21 protein-coding genes are annotated in these 17,782 nt (G+C 43.5%); 11 read left to right on the forward strand and 10 right to left on the reverse strand.

Annotated elements, in window-relative coordinates:
- The first annotated feature begins 7 nt into the window (after positions 1–7).
- Complete coding sequence (locus tag FQV28_RS19655; protein ID WP_370455095.1) at positions 8–97, forward strand: IS3 family transposase; 90 nt, start codon at positions 8–10, stop codon at positions 95–97.
- Positions 98–255: 158 nt separating this feature from the next.
- Here the strand turns inward: FQV28_RS19655 and FQV28_RS00010 are convergent, their stop codons facing one another.
- Together FQV28_RS00010 and FQV28_RS00015 are read right to left on the reverse strand one after the other, a co-directional pair.
- A complete protein-coding gene (locus FQV28_RS00010; RefSeq protein WP_146493688.1) occupies positions 256–2,607 on the reverse strand; it encodes an immune inhibitor A domain-containing protein in 2,352 nt (783 codons plus the stop codon).
- A gap of 229 nt (positions 2,608–2,836) precedes the next feature.
- Entirely contained in the window at positions 2,837–3,061 is a 225-nt protein-coding gene (locus FQV28_RS00015; protein ID WP_146493547.1) for a DUF378 domain-containing protein, read from the reverse strand.
- Positions 3,062–3,623: 562 nt separating this feature from the next.
- Between FQV28_RS00015 and FQV28_RS00020 the strand changes: the two genes are divergently transcribed.
- The 5 genes from FQV28_RS00020 (at position 3,624) to FQV28_RS00040 (ending at position 7,462) form a co-directional block, all read left to right on the forward strand.
- Entirely contained in the window at positions 3,624–4,463 is an 840-nt protein-coding gene (locus FQV28_RS00020) for a MurR/RpiR family transcriptional regulator (RefSeq protein WP_146493548.1), read from the forward strand.
- A 75-nt stretch (positions 4,464–4,538) separates the two neighbouring features.
- On the forward strand, positions 4,539–5,351 hold the full coding sequence (locus FQV28_RS00025; protein ID WP_146493549.1) for a transporter substrate-binding domain-containing protein: 813 nt from the start codon (positions 4,539–4,541) through the stop codon (positions 5,349–5,351).
- A 30-nt stretch (positions 5,352–5,381) separates the two neighbouring features.
- Complete coding sequence (locus tag FQV28_RS00030; RefSeq protein ID WP_146493550.1) at positions 5,382–6,050, forward strand: amino acid ABC transporter permease; 669 nt, start codon at positions 5,382–5,384, stop codon at positions 6,048–6,050.
- Positions 6,051–6,066: 16 nt separating this feature from the next.
- Complete coding sequence (locus FQV28_RS00035) at positions 6,067–6,789, forward strand: amino acid ABC transporter ATP-binding protein (protein WP_146493551.1); 723 nt, start codon at positions 6,067–6,069, stop codon at positions 6,787–6,789.
- Between the two features lie 247 nt (positions 6,790–7,036).
- Positions 7,037–7,462, forward strand: coding sequence for a CBS domain-containing protein (locus tag FQV28_RS00040; RefSeq protein WP_146493552.1), 426 nt, complete (start codon positions 7,037–7,039; stop codon positions 7,460–7,462).
- A gap of 76 nt (positions 7,463–7,538) precedes the next feature.
- On the opposite strand, the gene FQV28_RS00045 is transcribed toward FQV28_RS00040, so the two are convergent.
- The 3 genes from FQV28_RS00045 to rluF all read right to left on the reverse strand — a co-directional run bounded on the left by FQV28_RS00045 (position 7,539) and on the right by rluF (position 9,502).
- On the reverse strand, positions 7,539–7,955 hold the full coding sequence (locus FQV28_RS00045) for a hypothetical protein (protein WP_146493553.1): 417 nt from the start codon (positions 7,953–7,955) through the stop codon (positions 7,539–7,541).
- 108 nt (positions 7,956–8,063) lie between these two features.
- Positions 8,064–8,780: a DUF6904 family protein gene (locus tag FQV28_RS00050; protein WP_146493554.1), complete on the reverse strand. Its 717-nt coding sequence runs from the start codon at positions 8,778–8,780 to the stop codon at positions 8,064–8,066.
- A gap of 14 nt (positions 8,781–8,794) precedes the next feature.
- Entirely contained in the window at positions 8,795–9,502 is a 708-nt protein-coding gene (gene rluF / locus FQV28_RS00055; protein WP_146493555.1) for a 23S rRNA pseudouridine(2604) synthase RluF, read from the reverse strand.
- A gap of 233 nt (positions 9,503–9,735) precedes the next feature.
- Here rluF and adh point away from each other — a divergent pair, with 233 nt between their 5' ends.
- From adh to FQV28_RS00075, 4 genes are all read left to right on the forward strand, one after another.
- On the forward strand, positions 9,736–11,256 hold the full coding sequence (gene adh, locus FQV28_RS00060) for an aldehyde dehydrogenase (RefSeq protein WP_146493689.1): 1,521 nt from the start codon (positions 9,736–9,738) through the stop codon (positions 11,254–11,256).
- Positions 11,257–11,278: 22 nt separating this feature from the next.
- Positions 11,279–11,641, forward strand: coding sequence for a DUF779 domain-containing protein (locus tag FQV28_RS00065; protein ID WP_146493556.1), 363 nt, complete (start codon positions 11,279–11,281; stop codon positions 11,639–11,641).
- Positions 11,642–12,290: 649 nt separating this feature from the next.
- Positions 12,291–12,476, forward strand: a complete 186-nt coding sequence (locus FQV28_RS00070) for a hypothetical protein (RefSeq protein ID WP_146493557.1) — start codon at positions 12,291–12,293, stop codon at positions 12,474–12,476.
- A complete protein-coding gene (locus FQV28_RS00075) occupies positions 12,469–13,059 on the forward strand; it encodes a Fic/DOC family protein (RefSeq protein WP_146493558.1) in 591 nt (196 codons plus the stop codon). Before FQV28_RS00070 ends, FQV28_RS00075 begins: the two co-directional genes overlap by 8 nt.
- Positions 13,060–13,085: 26 nt before the next feature.
- Here FQV28_RS00075 and FQV28_RS00080 read toward each other — a convergent pair whose 3' ends face one another.
- A complete protein-coding gene (locus FQV28_RS00080) occupies positions 13,086–13,892 on the reverse strand; it encodes an AAC(3) family N-acetyltransferase (RefSeq protein ID WP_146493559.1) in 807 nt (268 codons plus the stop codon).
- An 89-nt stretch (positions 13,893–13,981) separates the two neighbouring features.
- Between FQV28_RS00080 and FQV28_RS00085 the strand changes: the two genes are divergently transcribed.
- Positions 13,982–14,461: an acyl-CoA thioesterase gene (locus FQV28_RS00085; protein WP_146493690.1), complete on the forward strand. Its 480-nt coding sequence runs from the start codon at positions 13,982–13,984 to the stop codon at positions 14,459–14,461.
- A 44-nt stretch (positions 14,462–14,505) separates the two neighbouring features.
- On the opposite strand, the gene FQV28_RS00090 is transcribed toward FQV28_RS00085, so the two are convergent.
- The 4 genes from FQV28_RS00090 to FQV28_RS00105 form a co-directional block, all read right to left on the reverse strand.
- Positions 14,506–15,009: a DUF421 domain-containing protein gene (locus FQV28_RS00090; protein ID WP_146493560.1), complete on the reverse strand. Its 504-nt coding sequence runs from the start codon at positions 15,007–15,009 to the stop codon at positions 14,506–14,508.
- 201 nt (positions 15,010–15,210) lie between these two features.
- Complete coding sequence (locus FQV28_RS00095; protein WP_146493561.1) at positions 15,211–16,233, reverse strand: SEC-C metal-binding domain-containing protein; 1,023 nt, start codon at positions 16,231–16,233, stop codon at positions 15,211–15,213.
- A gap of 51 nt (positions 16,234–16,284) precedes the next feature.
- Positions 16,285–16,809, reverse strand: a complete 525-nt coding sequence (locus FQV28_RS00100) for a GNAT family N-acetyltransferase (RefSeq protein WP_146493562.1) — start codon at positions 16,807–16,809, stop codon at positions 16,285–16,287.
- Between the two features lie 11 nt (positions 16,810–16,820).
- Complete coding sequence (locus FQV28_RS00105) at positions 16,821–17,723, reverse strand: acetamidase/formamidase family protein (RefSeq protein WP_146493563.1); 903 nt, start codon at positions 17,721–17,723, stop codon at positions 16,821–16,823.
- Positions 17,724–17,782: the final 59 nt, after the last annotated feature.

Genomic DNA, 17,782 nt, shown 5'->3' on the forward strand with positions numbered 1-17,782 from the left:
TACCTATATGGCGTACTACAACCAGAAACGAATGAAGTCCAAATTAAAAAACATGAGTCCGGTTGACTACCGGACTCATGCACAACAAGCTGCTTAAATTTTTGTCTAACTTTTTTGGGTCAGTTCAAATTGTCGGTTTTCCAACAATTCAAGCTGCTTTTTTATTTATACAGCAGGGAATACGCGCATTCAGCAGAGCCTCATACAACAAAAATGCCAACCCGCTTAAAGCGGATTGGCATTTTTTATCGGTTCTTATTTATAAATTAAAACTTGAGCGGCCGAACCATCCGCACTTTCCCCTGATACTCGGAATTTCAATCCGTAATTCGGTACATTGCGCCCAGCGTCAACCATTCCAGAATTGCTGTAGTCTGCACTGTCGTCGAACAATGGATTTCGTTTTGTGTAGCTGTCAGCTAATGTCAGTCCATTGATGCCAGTATAATCAAGGAACATCTTAGACGTTTTGTTCAAGCTAAAAGCAGCGTCGTTCAATTGGTAGCGAGAAGATCCGACTGCACCATCGCTCCAATAGTTTGTTTTTTGATCCGCATCCACTACCCCAAGGAAACCTTCGCCTGGGTGTGCACCAGTCCAGTTATCGCTATAGAACTCATCTACGTACCAAACAACCAGCCCTGCATCGTAGCTCATCAAACTTGCACCACGACGGATGTTGGCTAAGCCTTCATCCACACCGTTATGCGAGCGCCATTCAAGCAAATAGTATTGTTCGGTATATGCTTTGCCGTCATTAAGTGTAAAACCATTCAGCTCAAACGCCGATGTTCCTTCTGCATCATCGGATACAATTGTTTTGCCGTCTGCAGAGATGGTTAAATCATCCACGTAGAAGCCAGGATGAGTAGCAGCAACATCCGTCCAGTAGTTCAGTTCCACTGTAACTTTTTGGCCAGCGAACTCTGATAAATCAAAGTTTGCATCTACCCAGCCGTTGGAAAGGCCGGTAATGCCATGGCCGGGATTTTGTTCGTTAGGATCTGTTTCAGTTGTAAGATTGCCTTTGATTGTTTTGCCGTTCACTTTAACTGAAGCGTAATCCCAATCTTGTTCAATGTCGTACCATGTCTTGAAAGTAAGGGCCGCTGATGTAGAAGCACTCAAGTCGACTTCAACGGACATGGAATGATCCAATTCGTCGCCTTTGCCACTGAAATATTCTTTGGTGCCACTGAATGGCGTATTGATTGTAGTTGCTTTATTCGGCAAATCAACGCGCAGTGCGTCGTTGTTTGTTCCTTTCGTTGCAGCCTCGTCAAGAAGAACAGTTATGCCGTTTTTAGTAATGTCTTTTTCGTTTAAAGTTGTGCCGCTCAACCAATTGCCGCCATGGCCAGCTTGCAGCATTTCCTTAGCATAGGCGCTGAAACCAGTCGGCTCAGTCCCTGGAACCGAACCAGCCCAGCTGCCGCTTGCCATGATTGACCAGTAAGCAACTGCTTCTCCTGTACCTGAATACTGCGTATCGTACTCGTCAGGAAGGCCAAGGTCATGTCCGAATTCGTGCGCGAACACACCGGCTGCGCCATCTTCTGGTTCAATGGTGTAGTCCCATGCTGCTAATTGGCCGTTCCAGCGGCTGCTATCTGATGTTCCGCCCGGCACTCCGACTGGACCTGTGCTCAATTTTGAACGGTGCGACCAAATTGCATCCCCACCCAATTTGCCGCCGCCTGCTTCTTCGCCGACACCGGCATGGACGACCATCAAATGGTCAATGATGCCATCAGGCTCATGATAAACCCCATCGCCATCATAGTCATCGCGGTCCCAGACATCGTACTCAGACAAATCAATATTCGGGTCTTGTGCGGCTTTTGTTAAAGCTTCGTATACTAATTCTCTTGCAGCTTTGTCACTGCCGTCTGGCGCTGGGTCATTGCCTCCGTAGTAAGCTGCCGGGTGATCTGCTGTATACCATCCGGCTACTGTGCCGTCTACAGTATAGCTGCCGCCGGATTGCTGCTCGTAGTATTGCTTCATTGATACGAAAGTTTCGCCATTCGGCCCTTTATAGCCATTTTCACCGAAAACCATGTCTTGGAAGTGGGAGGTTGGATAATCTTCATAGAACATATCCGACTCTTCTTTTGTAATTGAACTTGCTCTGTAATCCGGGAAATCGATAGCTAGAACTAGAACTTTATCTTCGCGCACTTCGCCTTTGTAGGCTTCTTGCGTGGCTGAGTCTACTTTATTTTTCTTCGCTTGGCCTAGCTTGTTGCCTTTGCCATTTGTAAGGCCATTGTTAATGGCTTTATCTTGAAGTTCACTTTCGTGCTTGTGAGAAAGGCCATTTTCTTTATCGGCTTTCGTGTTGCTTTTTGCTTTCGCTTTTAAAAGCTCGTTCAAAGCTTTTTGTGCTTCAGCTGGGCTGGCGTCTTTAGCCAAAGTGCCTTCTTTTTTAAGCATTTCAATCAATCTTTCATCATTTGCAACTCCTAGATCAGCCGGTGTAGCACTGCCAGAGTCCTTGAATAGTGAGAGTGCATTAGCTGCTTGCGCTGTAGAGGCAGTGGAAAGGCCACCCACTGTCAATGCGCTGAACCCAAGAATAGCAGCCATTGTCGTGCTTGCCAGCATCTTCTTCTTCAAACTTCATTCCTCCTAGAAATGTACAATTTTCCCAACATTCAAAAGATACGCTATTTGGATGACCTTTACTAGATGGGAGAGGAAAAAAAGTAAATATTTCCTATTTGTTATTTCGTATTCTATGTATAAATTTCCAAAAAATAAAATTTTTTATATAAAAATCTGTTTTATAAATAAAAAAACCAGCTACTTTAAAGTAGCTGGAGAGTAAACAACATTAATGGCGTGTTGTAGTTGTACGGCGATCATTGCCGACCATAGGCAAGAATTTTAACGCATACAAAGCACACAGACCGACAATCACATAGACAATACGGGCCAAAATAGAGTTTTGCCCGCCGAAAATTGTAGCTACTAGGTCAAATTGGAACAATCCAACCAATAGCCAGTTGATACCTCCGATAATTAATAAGATAAGGGCGATGCGATTTAATCCGCTCATTTCATCTCTCCTTTCTTTTGGTTTGACGTAGGTAATCAGTAATTTTATACCCTTGTAGATTTTTACAAAACTCTCTCATATCATTATTTTTTGAATTTTACATTTTTTGAGGGAAGAAAAGTACGAGAAAAAGTGAATCCAGCCTGATGTATAATTTGCATCCTCGTATAAATAGATAAACTTCATTTTTAATAAAAAATTTTTATTTTTTTCTAAAAATGGTTTAATTAAGGTGTAAAACGTTTAAAAGGAAAGGTTGTAGGGAATCTTTTTCATAAGTCTGCATTAACGGTCCTTGCACATACCTTTCTTTCCCTCCTGAAAAAATTGGACTGCTTATAAAAATTCCAGGCAAGTTTCTGAGAAAAATTAAAGTCACCCGAAGAGGAAGAGGAAAAACCATTCTTTCTAATAGGGAGTGAGAACAAAAAAATGATAGGTCAAAATGTATAATACATATGCAATTTAACGAGACTTTTCAATGTTATGTTGCAGGTTTTCCTGCATTAGGTTATAATTTTTATAAGCATTACAGTATATTTATTAGTAAGGGGAGGAACTTGTGCAGGAATTACTGCGTGCAATATCAAATTCGTACAATGATTTCAGCTCTGGACAAAAAAAAGTTGGAGACCTTTTTTTTCAGGAACCGATTTTTTTGGCTTTTTCCTCTGCATTAGAAGTGGGCAAGCGGGTCAATGTCAGCGAATCTACGGTAATTCGCTGGACACAGAAGTTGGGGTATAAGGGATATACTGAATTTCAGCAAGTACTTCAACGGAAATTGGCCGAAGAGCACTTTGGCCAAACAGAGCAAAAAACAGCGGAGCCTGCATCGCAAACTTTTTTGGAAAATCTATTGGATGCTGATATTGCCAATCTTATAAAGCTGAAACAAACCATTGATGAAGAACTGCTTCTTCGCGTAGTTGATGCTATAGGGTGTGCAAAGCAGTTATATGTCACAAGCAATTTTTTAGATTACGGTTTAACTCATTGGTTTTCAACATGGCTGAATACTGCGCTTGACCATACTGAAATGCTGATGCCTTCCGATATGCAGTTTTTTAGCCGTTTAGCTAAATTGAAAACCGGTGATACTGTGATTGCCTTTGCTTTTCCCCGCCATACAAAACCGTTATTCGAAACATTGAAGACGGCAAAAGAACGCGGAGCAGAAGTGATTGTCTTTACAGACTCTGCCGATTCTCCTGCTGCTGTCTATGCTGATATATCGATTCCAATTTTTATGGATTCTAATTTGAACATTGAGTCGTATACAGCGGTACACGCCTTATTAGCTTCTGTTCTGCGGTTTGTCTATGTGAAAGAACATGAAAAAGTAAAGGGGAACTTTTCCCGATTGGAAAGCATATATCAGAAAAAAGATATATTTTTTTGATCTGCAATCTTGACTAAAGGTTTGTCCTGAAACGCTTTGTCGTTTTGGTAACTAATAGAAAAAGGGGAGAATAACATGAAAAAGAAACTATCTTTTTTGAGTGTCATTTTATCAGCAGGGCTTTTTGTCTCAGCATGTGGAGGCGGCGGCTCTGAAGGCGGCAGCGGTGGACTGGAATTAGTTGAAGAAGGAAAGTTTACTACTGCTTCTAGCGGACTTTATAAACCTTTCAGTTTTGAAGAGGGCGGCAATCTTACAGGCTTCGATATTGAAGTTGGCAATGCGATTGCGGAAGAAATGGGTTTAGAGCCAAATCCGGTTACAACTCCTTTTGAAACCATTATCCAGGGGCTGACTACGAATCGGTATGACGCAATCATCGGTTCATTGGCAATTACAAATGACCGGGCTGAGCAAGTGAGTTTCACGGACCCTTATTACTATTCCGGCGGAGCTATTTTTGTCAGAGAAGGAAATACTGAAATCCAATCCAAAGAAGACTTGAAGGATAAAAAGATCGGAGTCGTTGGACAAAGTACGTATGAAACGGCTGCCAAAGAATATACGGAAGACATCCAATACTACAACAGTGACGTTGTCGCTTTGCAGGATCTGGAAATTGAAGGGCGTTTGGATGCTGTTATCACTGCGGACGTGGTAGGGTTTGAAGCGCAAAATACAGGGATCAAAGTTGAAGCGGTTGGAGAGCCTTTGTGGATCGAAAAAGTAGCTATTGCTGTCCGCAAAGACGATACGGAAATGCAGACTCAAATCAATGAAGCGTTGGCTGCAATTATAGAAAACGGAACATACGAAGAAATTTCAAACAAATATTTTGGGCGTAACCTCCTGGAAACCGATATTGAAGGCATTGAAGTTTTAGAATAGGCACGTGCCACAAGGAGGAGTGAAGAACCTATGCCAGAGATATTTGTAACAGTTTATGATGTATTTATGCGAACTTATCCGGGATTTCTGGAAGCGACGCTCGTCACGCTGCAATTGACGGCTGTCGGGGTCATTCTCGGAACGGTTATCGGTTTGATTTTTGCTCTTATGAAAATTTCAGGATCAAAGATACTGCGGGGAATAGCCAATACCTATATTACAATCATTCGCGGAACGCCGTTGATTGTACAAATCATGTTTTTATACTTTGGGATTGTTGAAATCTATACGATGGATAATTTCTGGGCTGGTTCAATCGCGCTTGGTATTCACAATGGCGCATACATTGCGGAGATTTTCCGTGGCGCGATTCAAGGCGTCGATCCAGGACAGCGGGAAGCAAGTATGTCGCTTGGCATGAACCGGAGACAGACAATGAGCCGTATTGTCTTTCCGCAAGCTTTGCGCCGCTCAATTCCTCCATTAGGAAACCAATTCATTATTACATTAAAAGATTCCTCGCTGGTTTATGTTATCGGGGTATCAGAGATATTCTCGCTCGGAAACCGGGAAGCGGCCCAGTCTTATCAGCCGTTCGAATCATTTTTGGTCGTGGCGCTTTACTATTTGGTGCTGGTCATGATCTTCACATTCCTGTTGCGTTTGTATGAAAACAAACTTGACGTTGATAGAGCGTAAGAGGGGAGATACAAAGATGCTTACTGGAGAAAATATTCATAAATCATTCGGGGATCTTGAAGTGCTTAAAGGTGTGGACTTGCATGTGAATCCTCAGGAAGTGGTTGTTCTTGTCGGGGTCAGCGGGTCCGGAAAGAGCACATTGCTTAGGTGCTTCAACTTTCTGGAAATGATCAATGATGGAAAAATAATAATAGATGGACAGACGGTAAATCCCAAAAAAGACAATTTGACAAAAATTCGTGCAGAAGTGGGAATGGTGTTTCAGCACTTTAACCTTTTCCCTCATAAAACGGTTTTAGAAAATGTTATGGAAGCGCCAATTACCGTAAAAAAGATGAAGAAAGACCAAGCCCGCAAACTTGGTCTGGAGTTGCTGGATAAAGTTGGGCTTCGTGATAAAGCAGACGTATATCCAAGCAAACTTTCAGGAGGACAAAAACAGCGTGTCGCTATTGCGCGGTCACTTGCCATGCAGCCGAAGGTCATGCTATTTGATGAACCGACGTCAGCGCTTGACCCTGAACTGGTAGGGGAAGTGCTGCAAGTTATGAAGCAATTGGCTGAAGAGGGAATGACGATGGTGGTCGTTACGCATGAGATGAAATTTGCTAAAGAAGTTGCGGATCGAATCATTATGATTGATAAAGGGAAAATCATAGAGTCAGCTGATCCGAAAACTTTCTTTGAAAATCCTAAACACGAACGTACTCGCCAATTTATTCAATTGGTTGAGTAAATGGGCAAATGCATCGAAACGGCGCCGGTTTATTAAACCGGCGCCGTTTTTCTTTTTTTTGAACACGTTTTTTAATTGGAAAAACGGTTAAAGAATACTAGAGGAAATGAAGGGAGGCATGGCGAGTTTAAAGTAAGGGCAGTGAATGGTACGGCACAGAAAAAATGCACTCTTTTAGATGTGTATTGGGTCAGAAATGATTTTTTAGGGACGGAAAACATTAAATTAAATGGGAGGCACAAAAAAAATGAAAATTACAGATATCATGACGTCTGATGTGGATACTTGTTCACCACAAGCAAGCATCCAAGAAGTTGCGACAAGAATGAGAGATCTGGACGTAGGTTCAATCCCAGTTGCCGAAGACGATAGATTGGTTGGGATAGTTACAGACCGGGATATTGTTGTCCGGGCAATAGCAGATCAATTATCTTTAGACCGCCCCATTTCTGAAATCTTATCTTCTGGTCCTGTGACCGGCAGCGTTGATATGTCTGTTGAAGACGCAGCTAATCTCATGTCCCAGCATCAAATCCGCCGATTGCCTATAGTTGAAAACGACCGTCTTGTCGGCATTGTTTCTTTAGGAGACATTGCAGTAAAAGACAAAACTTACGACAATGCAGAAGTTGCATTGGATGATGTATCAGAACCGGCAGAACCGGATAGATAACGGCAAAAATTATTATACCTGAGAAAGTAAAGAGAATTATAAAAATCCGGCTTTGGATAGCCGGATTTTTAATTTGTTATGGCGCTTCAATAATATCCACAGAAACGAGAGGCATATTTTCTTCGGCCTGTCCTTCATAAATGCCTTGTACGGTAACTGAATCTCCGACAGCCACTGCTTTTTCGGCCATGTTGCGGATATAAACCTGTTGTTCTCCGTCAGTCAGTATAAAAGCAGGAAAAGCGTTATCATCGGTCAATTCCTTTACTGTGCCAGTTAATAGGACAGGTTCGCCGTCTGGAATTTCACCGTTTGCCAATGCTGCAAACGTAACCGGTTCTGCTTCATCCGCTTCTTCAGGCGAGGTTGGATCAAGTTCTCCTTCAGGAGCTGAAACTTCTGTTTCACTTTCTTGGGTTGTGCTGGCATTTTCCTCGTTTCCACAAGCCCCTAACAACAACACCAGTGAAAACAAAAAGAGCAACTTTTTCATTGTTAATCACTCCTACTCATAGTAAAAACCTAAAACAAAAAATCCTGAGACCGCCAGGAAAAACAAATGGATGGAAGAGAAGAGCGGGAAAGCGTTCTGAAAAAGCCGTCACCAAAGAATGGTTTCAGGATAATCAGTTTGAATAGGGATTTCATGAATCGCTTTTTTCGATGGGTTTGCAGAAGCGATCACTTGCTGGCGAAAAGAAAGGTAGTCTTGATCTTGCGCGGCAATTTTCGCTGCAATGGAAGGCAAGGCTTTTTTGCGTTGTGAAACTGCCATGCCGATATATTGAAGATTCAAAAAGTCGATATATTGAATGGCATAATCTTCCATTCGGGATGAGGCACTGAATGCTTGCAATAGGATTCGATAATTTTCTTCTTCAATTTGACCGTGCAGACAATCCAAAATCAATGCTTGGAAATGGGCGATGGTGTGAAGGTGGAAATCCCACTCAGGACTTTCCGACTCAGCCTGGCGCAAGCGGGAAAAGTCTCTCAGTACTAAAGCTGCAAATAAAATTTCCGGCCAAAGAATTTCAACTGAAAAGTAAATGTTTTTATCAGGTGCTATAAAAGTATGTTGTTTTTTCACATGTTCGTGGAGGCCATTGAAGACTCTTTCGATATTGCGGCTGCCTTGGGCTGCTTGGCGAATGTTATAAGAAACGCCGAGAATTCGTATTCGTGCGCCGGCATAATTGTAATACTTTTCTTCATCGCCGATCACATGGTAAATGGCTTGATTCAACCCGTCCAAGTCAAAATAATCTCCGCTGATTTTGACCCCTGTATGATGCGGTGTATTGGTAATGGTCAGCACAAGCCAGTCCTCCTTCAGCGTTTTGGTGTGTAAGCTAACTGCTTAAACAATTCTTGCCGTTCCGAGTCAGTCAAATTCCGCCAATGTCCGACCGGCAAATTGCCCAGATGGATGTTCATGATGCGGATTCTTTTTAAACTCCGTACCTCGTAGCCAAGAGCTGTGCACATGCGCCGGATTTGGCGGTTCAGCCCTTGGCGTATGATTAAGCGGAATGTGAATTTTGACAGTTTTTCCGCTTTTGCCGGGAGGGTTTTGGTGTCCAGGATTTCTACGCCTTCTTCCATCTTTTTAATGAAAGAATCTGTTATGGGCATATCGACTTTGACGATGTATTCTTTTTCATGCTCATTTTCCGCCCGTAAAATTTCATTGACAATGTCCCCATCATTGGTCAAAAGGATTAATCCTTCTGAATCTTTATCCAAACGTCCCACATGGAATATCCGCTCGGAATGATTGACGAAATCGACGATATTGCCTTCGATATGGCGTTCCGTTGTGCTGGTAATGCCGACTGGCTTGTTGAGTGCAATATAGACATACTGCTGTTTTGGTTGTTCAATTGCTTTACCGTCCACTTTGACTTCGTCACCAGGTTCGACTTTGCTGCCAAGTTCCGCAACTTTTCCATTTATCGTCACACGTTTGGCTTCTATGAACTTATCTGCTCCGCGGCGGGAAGTAATTCCCGTTTCACTTAAAAATTTATTAATTCGCATTTGATAATCCCTTCGCTTGTAAATTTAGCTTTTATTTTAACATTATACCCTCAATCGCCATGTAACAAAACGGGCTGCGTTAAATGGAAATTTTATAGAAAAAAACAGTTGCAATTTTCAGGTAAATTTGACAATATGGAAGGGAAGCCGTTTGTTTGTGTGAGTTTTATAAAGAAAAGATGTAAGCGCATACTTTTCGGCAAACTTAACCAAAGGGAGGAAACAAAATGGTAATGGTTTATGCTTCACCGAACAGCGAAGGGGCAATGAGCAAATTTAAGAGCAGGTATGAGAACTATATAAACGGGGAATGGAAAGCACCGGTCAAAGGGCAATATTTTGATAACGTCTCCCCGGTAAACGGCAAGAAATTTACTGAAATTGCGCGTTCAACAGCGGAGGATGTCGAACTGGCGCTGGATGCCGCTCATGCAGCAAAAGACGCTTGGGGACGGACCTCTGTTACGGAACGGTCGAATATCTTATTGAAAATCGCAGACCGCATGGAACAGAACTTGGAAATGCTGGCGGTTGCCGAAACTTGGGACAACGGAAAAGCGGTACGTGAAACACTGAATGCCGATTTGCCTTTGGCAATTGACCATTTCCGCTATTTTGCAGGAGTAATCCGTGCACAAGAAGGGTCAATCAGCCAAATCGATGAAGATACGGTCGCTTACCACTTCCATGAGCCGCTAGGAGTGGTTGCGCAAATTATTCCATGGAACTTCCCATTGCTTATGGCAACCTGGAAATTGGCTCCTGCACTTGCGGCAGGAAACTGTGTTGTATTAAAACCAGCTGAGCAAACGCCAGCAAGCATTTTAGTTTGGGCAGAATTAGTTGGCGATTTATTGCCTCCAGGCGTTTTAAATATCGTAAACGGATTTGGACTGGAAGCAGGGAAACCGCTTGCTTCAAGCCCGCGTATCAGCAAAGTTGCATTTACTGGCGAAACGACAACAGGCCGGATGATTATGCAGTATGCCTCTCAAAACTTGATTCCTGTCACTTTGGAATTGGGAGGTAAATCACCGAACATTTTCTTTAAAGACATCATGGACCAGGACGATGCTTTCCTGGATAAAGCGATTGAAGGTTTTGTCATGTTTGCCCTTAACCAAGGGGAAGTATGTACATGCCCTTCACGCGTCTTGATTCAAGAAGACATTTATGAAGAATTCATGGCACGGGCATTGAAACGCGTAGAAGAGATTAAGATTGGCAATCCTCTTGATCCAGAAACAATGATGGGTGCGCAAGCTTCCCAGGAACAGATGGAAAAAATCATGTCATATCTGGATATTGGCAAGCAAGAAGGCGCTGAAGTGTTGATCGGCGGCGACCGCAATATCTTAGAAGGCGATTTAGCGGAAGGCTATTACATCAAACCGACCGTCTTTAAAGGAAACAACAAAATGCGCATTTTCCAAGAAGAGATTTTTGGGCCGGTTGTATCGGTAACGACCTTTAAAACAAAAGAAGAAGCATTGGAACTCGCGAACGATACGTTGTATGGGTTAGGTGCAGGCATCTGGACGCGCGATACGAATACAGCATTCCGTTTCGGACGCGGCATCCAGGCGGGCCGTGTCTGGACAAACTGCTACCACCAGTATCCTGCGCACGCAGCATTCGGCGGCTACAAGATGTCTGGCGTTGGACGCGAAAACCACAAAATGATGCTTGAGCATTACCAGCAAACCAAAAACATGCTAGTAAGCTACAGCGAAAACAAGCAAGGATTCTTTTGATTCAGAAAGAAGGTGAAAGGCAATGGTCGAACGCGTTACGGCAACGGAAGCGGCAATTGAGTTGATCGACCTGCTGAAAAGCAAGCACGGCCCGATCATGTTTCATCAGTCCGGAGGCTGTTGTGACGGAAGTTCTCCAATGTGTTATCCGGAAGGGGATCTTTTTCTTGGAGATCAGGACGTGCTGCTAGGTGAAATCGGCGGCTGCAAATTCTATATGCACAAAAACCAATTCGACTACTGGAGCCATACACAGTTAATTATCGACGTCGTGAATGGGCGAGGCGGCATGTTCTCCCTTGAAGGCGTGGAAGGCAAACGGTTCTTAACAAGATCGCGTGCTTTCACTGCGGAAGAAACAAAAGAATTGCAACAGCAAGCATAATAAAACCGGATGCATTTGCATCCGGTTTTTTAGCTTGTTGAGAAACAGTATTACGTGTTGAATTCAACTGAAATAGCTCCTGCTATTCCGCCAACCAGCTCCGCTTGCCTCGGGCTCGCGCTGAACTAACTCGGGCGATTCGCCCGAGTGGATTTCGGCACTTTGCTATCCCGATGGCGTCTCCGCTGATTGGCTTCATAGCTGAATATGGACTGGCTAGAAGAAACTAGAAGCAAGCCCCGGGTGGTTCAAACCTTTGTTCCATTCTTGCAAACAACAATACACAGAGTGAATTTGTTAAGTGAATGGAGCGGAAGCCGGCGACTCCTGCGGGAAAGCGAGCAGGTTGAGACCCAGAAGGCGCGAACGCGCCTAAGCGGCTCAACGCTCATCCGCGAAACGCGTCCGGCTGGAACGCAATGAACATCATTCAAATTTCTCGACAGTCTGAGAAAACCGGATGCATTTGCATCCGGTTTTTGTGTTCAATAATACGATCAAACAGAGATGAAAAGTATTTCTATTACCTTTTTTGGCTCCCATTTTTTTCTGGAAAAAAGAGCAACTATCCTTGTGAAATCAGGGTTTCTGATGGAAAAAGGAACAAAAAAATGCTATAATAAGAGAACGAAAGGTGGTCGTAAAAACGATGAAATTAGCCAACGGGGTTTCCCGAGAACAAGCCACTCATGCACTTTCTTATGCATCACATTCCCTTATTACGGAAGGGTTTAAAGTGACAAATGAGGATCAGAAATTTGTTTTGTCGGTATTGACTGGTGAACAAACGGAAGCTCAATTCCATCAAGCCATCAAAATGAAATTCAATGTCTAAATACCGGCATACTTCCATGTATTGTTATCCGGACACCAATATCTTGGTCAATGTTTTTGATTTAAGAGACGAAGAGAAATTGAAAGAATTGGAAAAGGTATATACACTTTTTCGCTTGTCCGAAATGCAGATTCAAAAACCTCGCAATCCTTTGGATAAAGAGGCATTTCTGGCGATTCATCATGGTATTTTAAAAGATGTTTATCCATTTGCTGGAGAATTGCGGAAAGAGATGATTTCTAAAGGCTCTTCCTCTTTTGCGCATCCCGATTTTATCGAACCCCAGCTAAATAAAATCTTTGATGAACTGGCAGAAGAAAAGTACTTGAAGGATTTGCCGCGCGAGCAATTAGTTCCGCGGCTTGCCTACTTTTTAGCTGAATTGAACGCACTCCATCCTTTTCGGGAAGGCAATGGGCGTACGCTGAGGGAATTTGCCCGGCAGCTGCTGCTGAACGCCGGCTATCGATTGGAATGGGAAAAAGTGCAGGAGCCGGCAGAAATTATAAATGCATTTGTGGATTCTTTTAACTTGAACAACGACCGCTTGGAAAAGTTATTAAATGAAATCATCTCAGCATAAAAGCCGGCTCACAAGTGAGCCGGCTTTTACATGGATGCGGGATGGGTTTTTAGCCATTCAACTCCAAATTCAACTAAGGGCCGCATGGCTGTAATTTTAACATCGGCTTGTCCAAGCCTTCCAGTAAATACAGATCCTGTGTAATCTTTGGCGATTTCCGGGAAACGGTCAGAATTCATGTCGACACAGTCATATGTTTGCCAGATGCGCTTGCCATCCACTAACACTGCAGAGCCTTGAGGAGACGTGGTCCGGTTCTCTTGCATAAATTCAGCCCAATGAAGTGCGGTGCACGAATCGAACCCGACACCGATCAGCATGATTTTCACGTCGGACCCAATCATTTTGCCAAGCGGAGATTTCTTGCCGAATGAGTCTTCAATCGGGTGTTCGTTCATCCATTCTTCAGCTCTTTTGCCCCACGCCATGAAAGAGTGGGTTGGGTGTGGACTGCGGATTGTCAAAGGATGACGGTGGAAGCATTCAGCAATTTTCCCCATCCCTCGCAGGCCGGTTAAATGAGGTTCATATGCAGGCAGAGTTTCCCGCAGTGGCTGATGCCAATTTTCAGGAATGGGTGGTTCCATCCAGTAGCGGGGATCGGAATTGTCCGCTGACTGGGAAGGCATGACGATTGTTCCTTCTTTAGTGATGGTTTCCATCAGCGCTTCCACGACTGCCTGGGCGCCACCGGCAATCCAGCCCATCGCTTTCAAGGAAGAATGGACTATGACCGAATCGCCTGCTTTTATTCCAAGCTGGCTAAGTTGGTTTTTTAAGAAATCTTTTGATTGGAATTCAGGTGTATTTAAAATACGCAATAATTCTGTCATGGATGCTCCTCCTTGAGTATCAATATACCACAAGGAGAATTTGCTGTTTTATGAAAGACGCGTTAGCATTAAGAAAAGGAGTGGATGAAATGGAAGCAATTCCAATGAAAGAATCGCGTACGATACAGACTAAATTGGTGTTGCCGCCTGATACCAACCACATGGACTCGATTTTCGGAGGGAAGGTACTGGCATATATAGATGAAATTGCGGCTATTACAGCGATGAAGCATGCCCGCCAGCAAGTAGTGGTCACCGCATCGATCGACTCGGTCGATTTTTTATCTTCAGCCCGTGTCGGGGATGTTCTTGAACTTGAAGCGAACGTTACATCGACTGGCCGCACCTCAATGGAAGTATATGTGCGTGTAAAATCCAAAAATCTGCAGACCGGAGAAGAAAAACTGACAACCGAATCATTTCTAACCATGGTAGCAATGGGGGAAGATGGAAAACCAACACCGGTGCCCCCTGTATTGCCGGAATCGGAAGGGGAAAAAATGTTTTTTGCAACAGCTCCAGCACGCAAGGAATACCGGAAAAACCGTGTGAAAGCACCTAAAGTTTAACCACTAAAAAAACAGTGTTTCGGAAAACTCCGAAACACTGTTTTTTATTTTGGCGCTTTGACATTTTCCAGCGCATCTTTAGGTTCACTGCTGATGACTGATAGACTGCCGTCAGTTTCTAAAACAACAGCTTTGGCTTCAGACGTAGCTCCTGAACCGGTACTGCGAATTGCTTGGAGAATTTCAATTTCTGTTATTCTTTCTTTTTTCATGGCACTACGCAAAAACTTGCCATTCATATAAAGTAACTTTGGTTCTGATTTGATCAATTTGTTAAACCAATTAAAATGAACCGAGCCAAAGGAAATAATGTACTGAAGCAAAAGAAGCAATGCGAAAGCAGTCAATCCTTCAAATAAAGTAAGCTTGCTGTCCAATAAAATAGTTGAAAGAGTTGAACCTAGGGCAACAGTCACTACCAGGTCGAAGGCGTTCAATTTTGTCAAAGTCCGCTTTCCGGAAATTCGCAGAAACAAGATTAGCCCAATATATGCCAGGGTTCCAACGGTTAGCATTCGTATAAAAGTGTCCCACGTTATCTCAAACATTATTCCGCCTCCTTATTGTGTGGATAAGGTGAAAGGAAATTACTTATCCACATGTGAATAATTGCTTTTTTTCTAAATTGTCCACACAATTACTGGACAACTTTCTGAGAATGTTGATAAATATGCTTGATGGCGCTATTTTTCTGCAAAAAAGTGGATAACTTGATAGAAAAAGACGAATCCGGGGATTCGTCTTTTTTATTAATTATTCTTTACTAATAATTCATCGAAATAAGCGTTGAATTCTTTTGAGCGTTTTAAGATAGTGCTGGTTGCAACGCCAAATTTTTCGCTCAAGTCTTTTGACGAAAGCATTGGTCCTTTAATCAACTCATGATCCTGCAGGAATCTCCAATAACCGGCTACAAGCGCTTCCGGTTTCTGTACAGCGGGTTGCTGGCTTGTAAGGTAACTGTTCATGATGCTCGTTACATTATCCACTGTTTCTTCATCGAAATTGGCTGTTTCGATATGTTTTGCAAGCTCAAGCATTACGCCATCGTGTTCTGGAGATAATTGAGTGTGTTTTTCTACAGGTCCTGTAGAATATTTAACGATGTGTTCAACAACTGTCAAATAGTACTCGTTCAAATAGCGTTCACTGTCAGTTGCGCCAGTTTCCGCCATTTTCGCTTGGAGCTGCCCGAAGAATGGAGCGAATTCACCGACAACCGTCAAATAGCCATTGAGGAACAAGATGCCATTAGCTCCCGCGCGGGAATCTGGCAGCATGATGGCTAGAAGGCCTTGGCCGTTTTCCATATCTGTTGGCGGCTGATCAGTCATCACATACTCAGCTCCTGTAAAAGCGTCTTTTAATTTGGCTTTTTCCAAATCGCCTTCAACCAATTGGCCAAGGAACACTTTTACATTTTTCCAGTTTGCAAGCACGTCTTTCGTAGTAGGGCGCTGGGCCAGTTCAATTTGTTTGACCAAAAATTCCTGCCAAAGTTCCGGTTTTTTCATGAACAAGAAATTCTCGATAACAAATGCTTGCGCATCGTTTTCCGCCATTGATTGCATCAAGCGCGGCTGCCATTCTTGTTGAAGTTCGCGGAAGCTTGAAAGCTGCTGCTGGTTCGGATTTTCCGAGAAAAATAATTGGCGAACTTTGAAAAGCTCGTCATTTACCAAATCATTAATGGATACTGCTTGCACGTTGCCGTGGCACTTTTTATATTTTTTGCCGCTGCCGCATGGACAAGGGTCGTTTCTTCCTACCATTTATAATCACCTACAATTTTTTCTTGAGTGTAACATAAAATTGAGCTTCACTCAAAAGTCGGATGATTCTGACGTTAATAAGCCGTATAAATACATGTCGAAACGCTTGCCATCCCGCTGCAAAAATTCCCGGTAAACGCCTTCTTTTTGGAAGCCCAATTTTTCATACATGGCAATCGCGGGTTTGTTGTATTCAAAGACAGTAAGCTGGACGCGATGGAGATTGAGTTCATTCCAAGCATAGTTCAATAAAATCTGCATTGCTTCCGTACCATAGCCTTTTCCTTGATAATCGGTCCCAAGAGCGATGGAAATCCACCCGACCCGGTGTGTCCATTGAATGTCTTCAATTGCACACACTCCAAGAAACGTATCCAGTTTAACCGGCCGGATGGAAAAACGGAAATCGCGGTCGGAATCTTGCCGAAACCATTCTTCCGCCTGTTTCTCGGAAATTTCACGGATTGGGCTGGAGTTGTAATTTCGCCCAAAACCCATTTCACTGTTCCATAACCGGTAGATAGGCAGATCTTCTTCTTTCATTGCGGTCAAGCAAATTTTTTCTCCCGTAAACACGCGAATTCCTCCTAAACGAAAAGTTTGATGTCGAGAGAATCGAGAACATGCTGCGGTACAAAAAAGCGGACGGTTACGAGCGGGTCGACCACTTGGCTTATTTGTGTTTCTCCAGCAGCGCTCATCAGCATCGTCATTTCGCTGACTGTTAAATCTGTATGCGGCAGCAGAAGGTCGATCATTTCTTCTACAGCAATCTTAACCGCTTCATCAAGTGTCATTGCGGAAACAAGCAGCGCTACGCCGTCTGCGTTTTGCAGGACCGGGTATTTGGAGTGCAGGCCTTTGATAACATCGAACGTTACAGTTGCACGTCCCGGCACCTCGATGCCAGAGACACTGACTTCGCCGTCTCCCATAGCTGCGTGGAAATCGCCCAAAGCGAAAAGCGCGCCTTCTGCAAAGACAGGAAAATACAATGTAGCCCCTTTGGTAATGAGCTTTGTATCCATATTGCCGCCGTGTGCGCCAGGTGTCCCGCATGAAACAGGCTCTCCTTCAGGTGCAACGCCGATGACGCCGATCATCGGGTTTAACGGCAAGTGCAATTGTTCATTGAAGATCGCTTTGCCATCTTTGATCGGAATCAGTTTGGACTCCATTTTTTCCATTCGGTGCCCCATAACGCCAAGTTCCGGTCCGGTAACCATGACGCCTTGGTCGCCAATTTCCAAATTATCGATTGTTACTTTTAAAAGATCGCCATAAGCAGCACCTTCAATGAAAATCGGGCCGGTCGCCGGATTGATTTCGTTCCAATCGATAGCCGACACTTCCTGGTCAGCAGAGGATATCTGGTTCTTGAAACAGTCGTACGTTTCAATGGAAACTGTATCGCCTGGCTGTACATGCATTACAGGATTATTCAAACGCGAAAAAGCATAAATAACGTCTTGAGTGGAAAGGGTTTTCATAAGAACGGCACTCCTTTTTTTAATATTTTAATAATTGTAGCAATTGATAGAGCGAATAG

It is taken from the genome of Planomicrobium sp. CPCC 101079, assembly GCF_007859275.1.
Classification (GTDB): domain Bacteria; phylum Bacillota; class Bacilli; order Bacillales_A; family Planococcaceae; genus Planococcus.

What these genes read in the sequence shown, in the direction of transcription:
- FQV28_RS19655 (WP_370455095.1), top strand. Translation starts at nt 8, where the DNA reads ATGGCGTACTACAACCAGAAACGAATGAAGTCCAAATTAAAAAACATG.
- FQV28_RS00010 (WP_146493688.1), bottom strand. Translation starts at nt 2,607, where the DNA reads ATGCTGGCAAGCACGACAATGGCTGCTATTCTTGGGTTCAGCGCATTG.
- FQV28_RS00015 (WP_146493547.1), bottom strand. Translation starts at nt 3,061, where the DNA reads ATGAGCGGATTAAATCGCATCGCCCTTATCTTATTAATTATCGGAGGT.
- FQV28_RS00025 (WP_146493549.1), top strand. Translation starts at nt 4,539, where the DNA reads ATGAAAAAGAAACTATCTTTTTTGAGTGTCATTTTATCAGCAGGGCTT.
- FQV28_RS00030 (WP_146493550.1), top strand. Translation starts at nt 5,382, where the DNA reads ATGCCAGAGATATTTGTAACAGTTTATGATGTATTTATGCGAACTTAT.
- FQV28_RS00035 (WP_146493551.1), top strand. Translation starts at nt 6,067, where the DNA reads ATGCTTACTGGAGAAAATATTCATAAATCATTCGGGGATCTTGAAGTG.
- FQV28_RS00040 (WP_146493552.1), top strand. Translation starts at nt 7,037, where the DNA reads ATGAAAATTACAGATATCATGACGTCTGATGTGGATACTTGTTCACCA.
- FQV28_RS00045 (WP_146493553.1), bottom strand. Translation starts at nt 7,955, where the DNA reads ATGAAAAAGTTGCTCTTTTTGTTTTCACTGGTGTTGTTGTTAGGGGCT.
- rluF (WP_146493555.1), bottom strand. Translation starts at nt 9,502, where the DNA reads ATGCGAATTAATAAATTTTTAAGTGAAACGGGAATTACTTCCCGCCGC.
- adh (WP_146493689.1), top strand. Translation starts at nt 9,736, where the DNA reads ATGGTTTATGCTTCACCGAACAGCGAAGGGGCAATGAGCAAATTTAAG.
- FQV28_RS00065 (WP_146493556.1), top strand. Translation starts at nt 11,279, where the DNA reads ATGGTCGAACGCGTTACGGCAACGGAAGCGGCAATTGAGTTGATCGAC.
- FQV28_RS00070 (WP_146493557.1), top strand. Translation starts at nt 12,291, where the DNA reads ATGAAATTAGCCAACGGGGTTTCCCGAGAACAAGCCACTCATGCACTT.
- FQV28_RS00075 (WP_146493558.1), top strand. Translation starts at nt 12,469, where the DNA reads ATGTCTAAATACCGGCATACTTCCATGTATTGTTATCCGGACACCAAT.
- FQV28_RS00080 (WP_146493559.1), bottom strand. Translation starts at nt 13,892, where the DNA reads ATGACAGAATTATTGCGTATTTTAAATACACCTGAATTCCAATCAAAA.
- FQV28_RS00085 (WP_146493690.1), top strand. Translation starts at nt 13,982, where the DNA reads ATGGAAGCAATTCCAATGAAAGAATCGCGTACGATACAGACTAAATTG.
- FQV28_RS00090 (WP_146493560.1), bottom strand. Translation starts at nt 15,009, where the DNA reads ATGTTTGAGATAACGTGGGACACTTTTATACGAATGCTAACCGTTGGA.
- FQV28_RS00095 (WP_146493561.1), bottom strand. Translation starts at nt 16,233, where the DNA reads ATGGTAGGAAGAAACGACCCTTGTCCATGCGGCAGCGGCAAAAAATAT.
- FQV28_RS00105 (WP_146493563.1), bottom strand. Translation starts at nt 17,723, where the DNA reads ATGAAAACCCTTTCCACTCAAGACGTTATTTATGCTTTTTCGCGTTTG.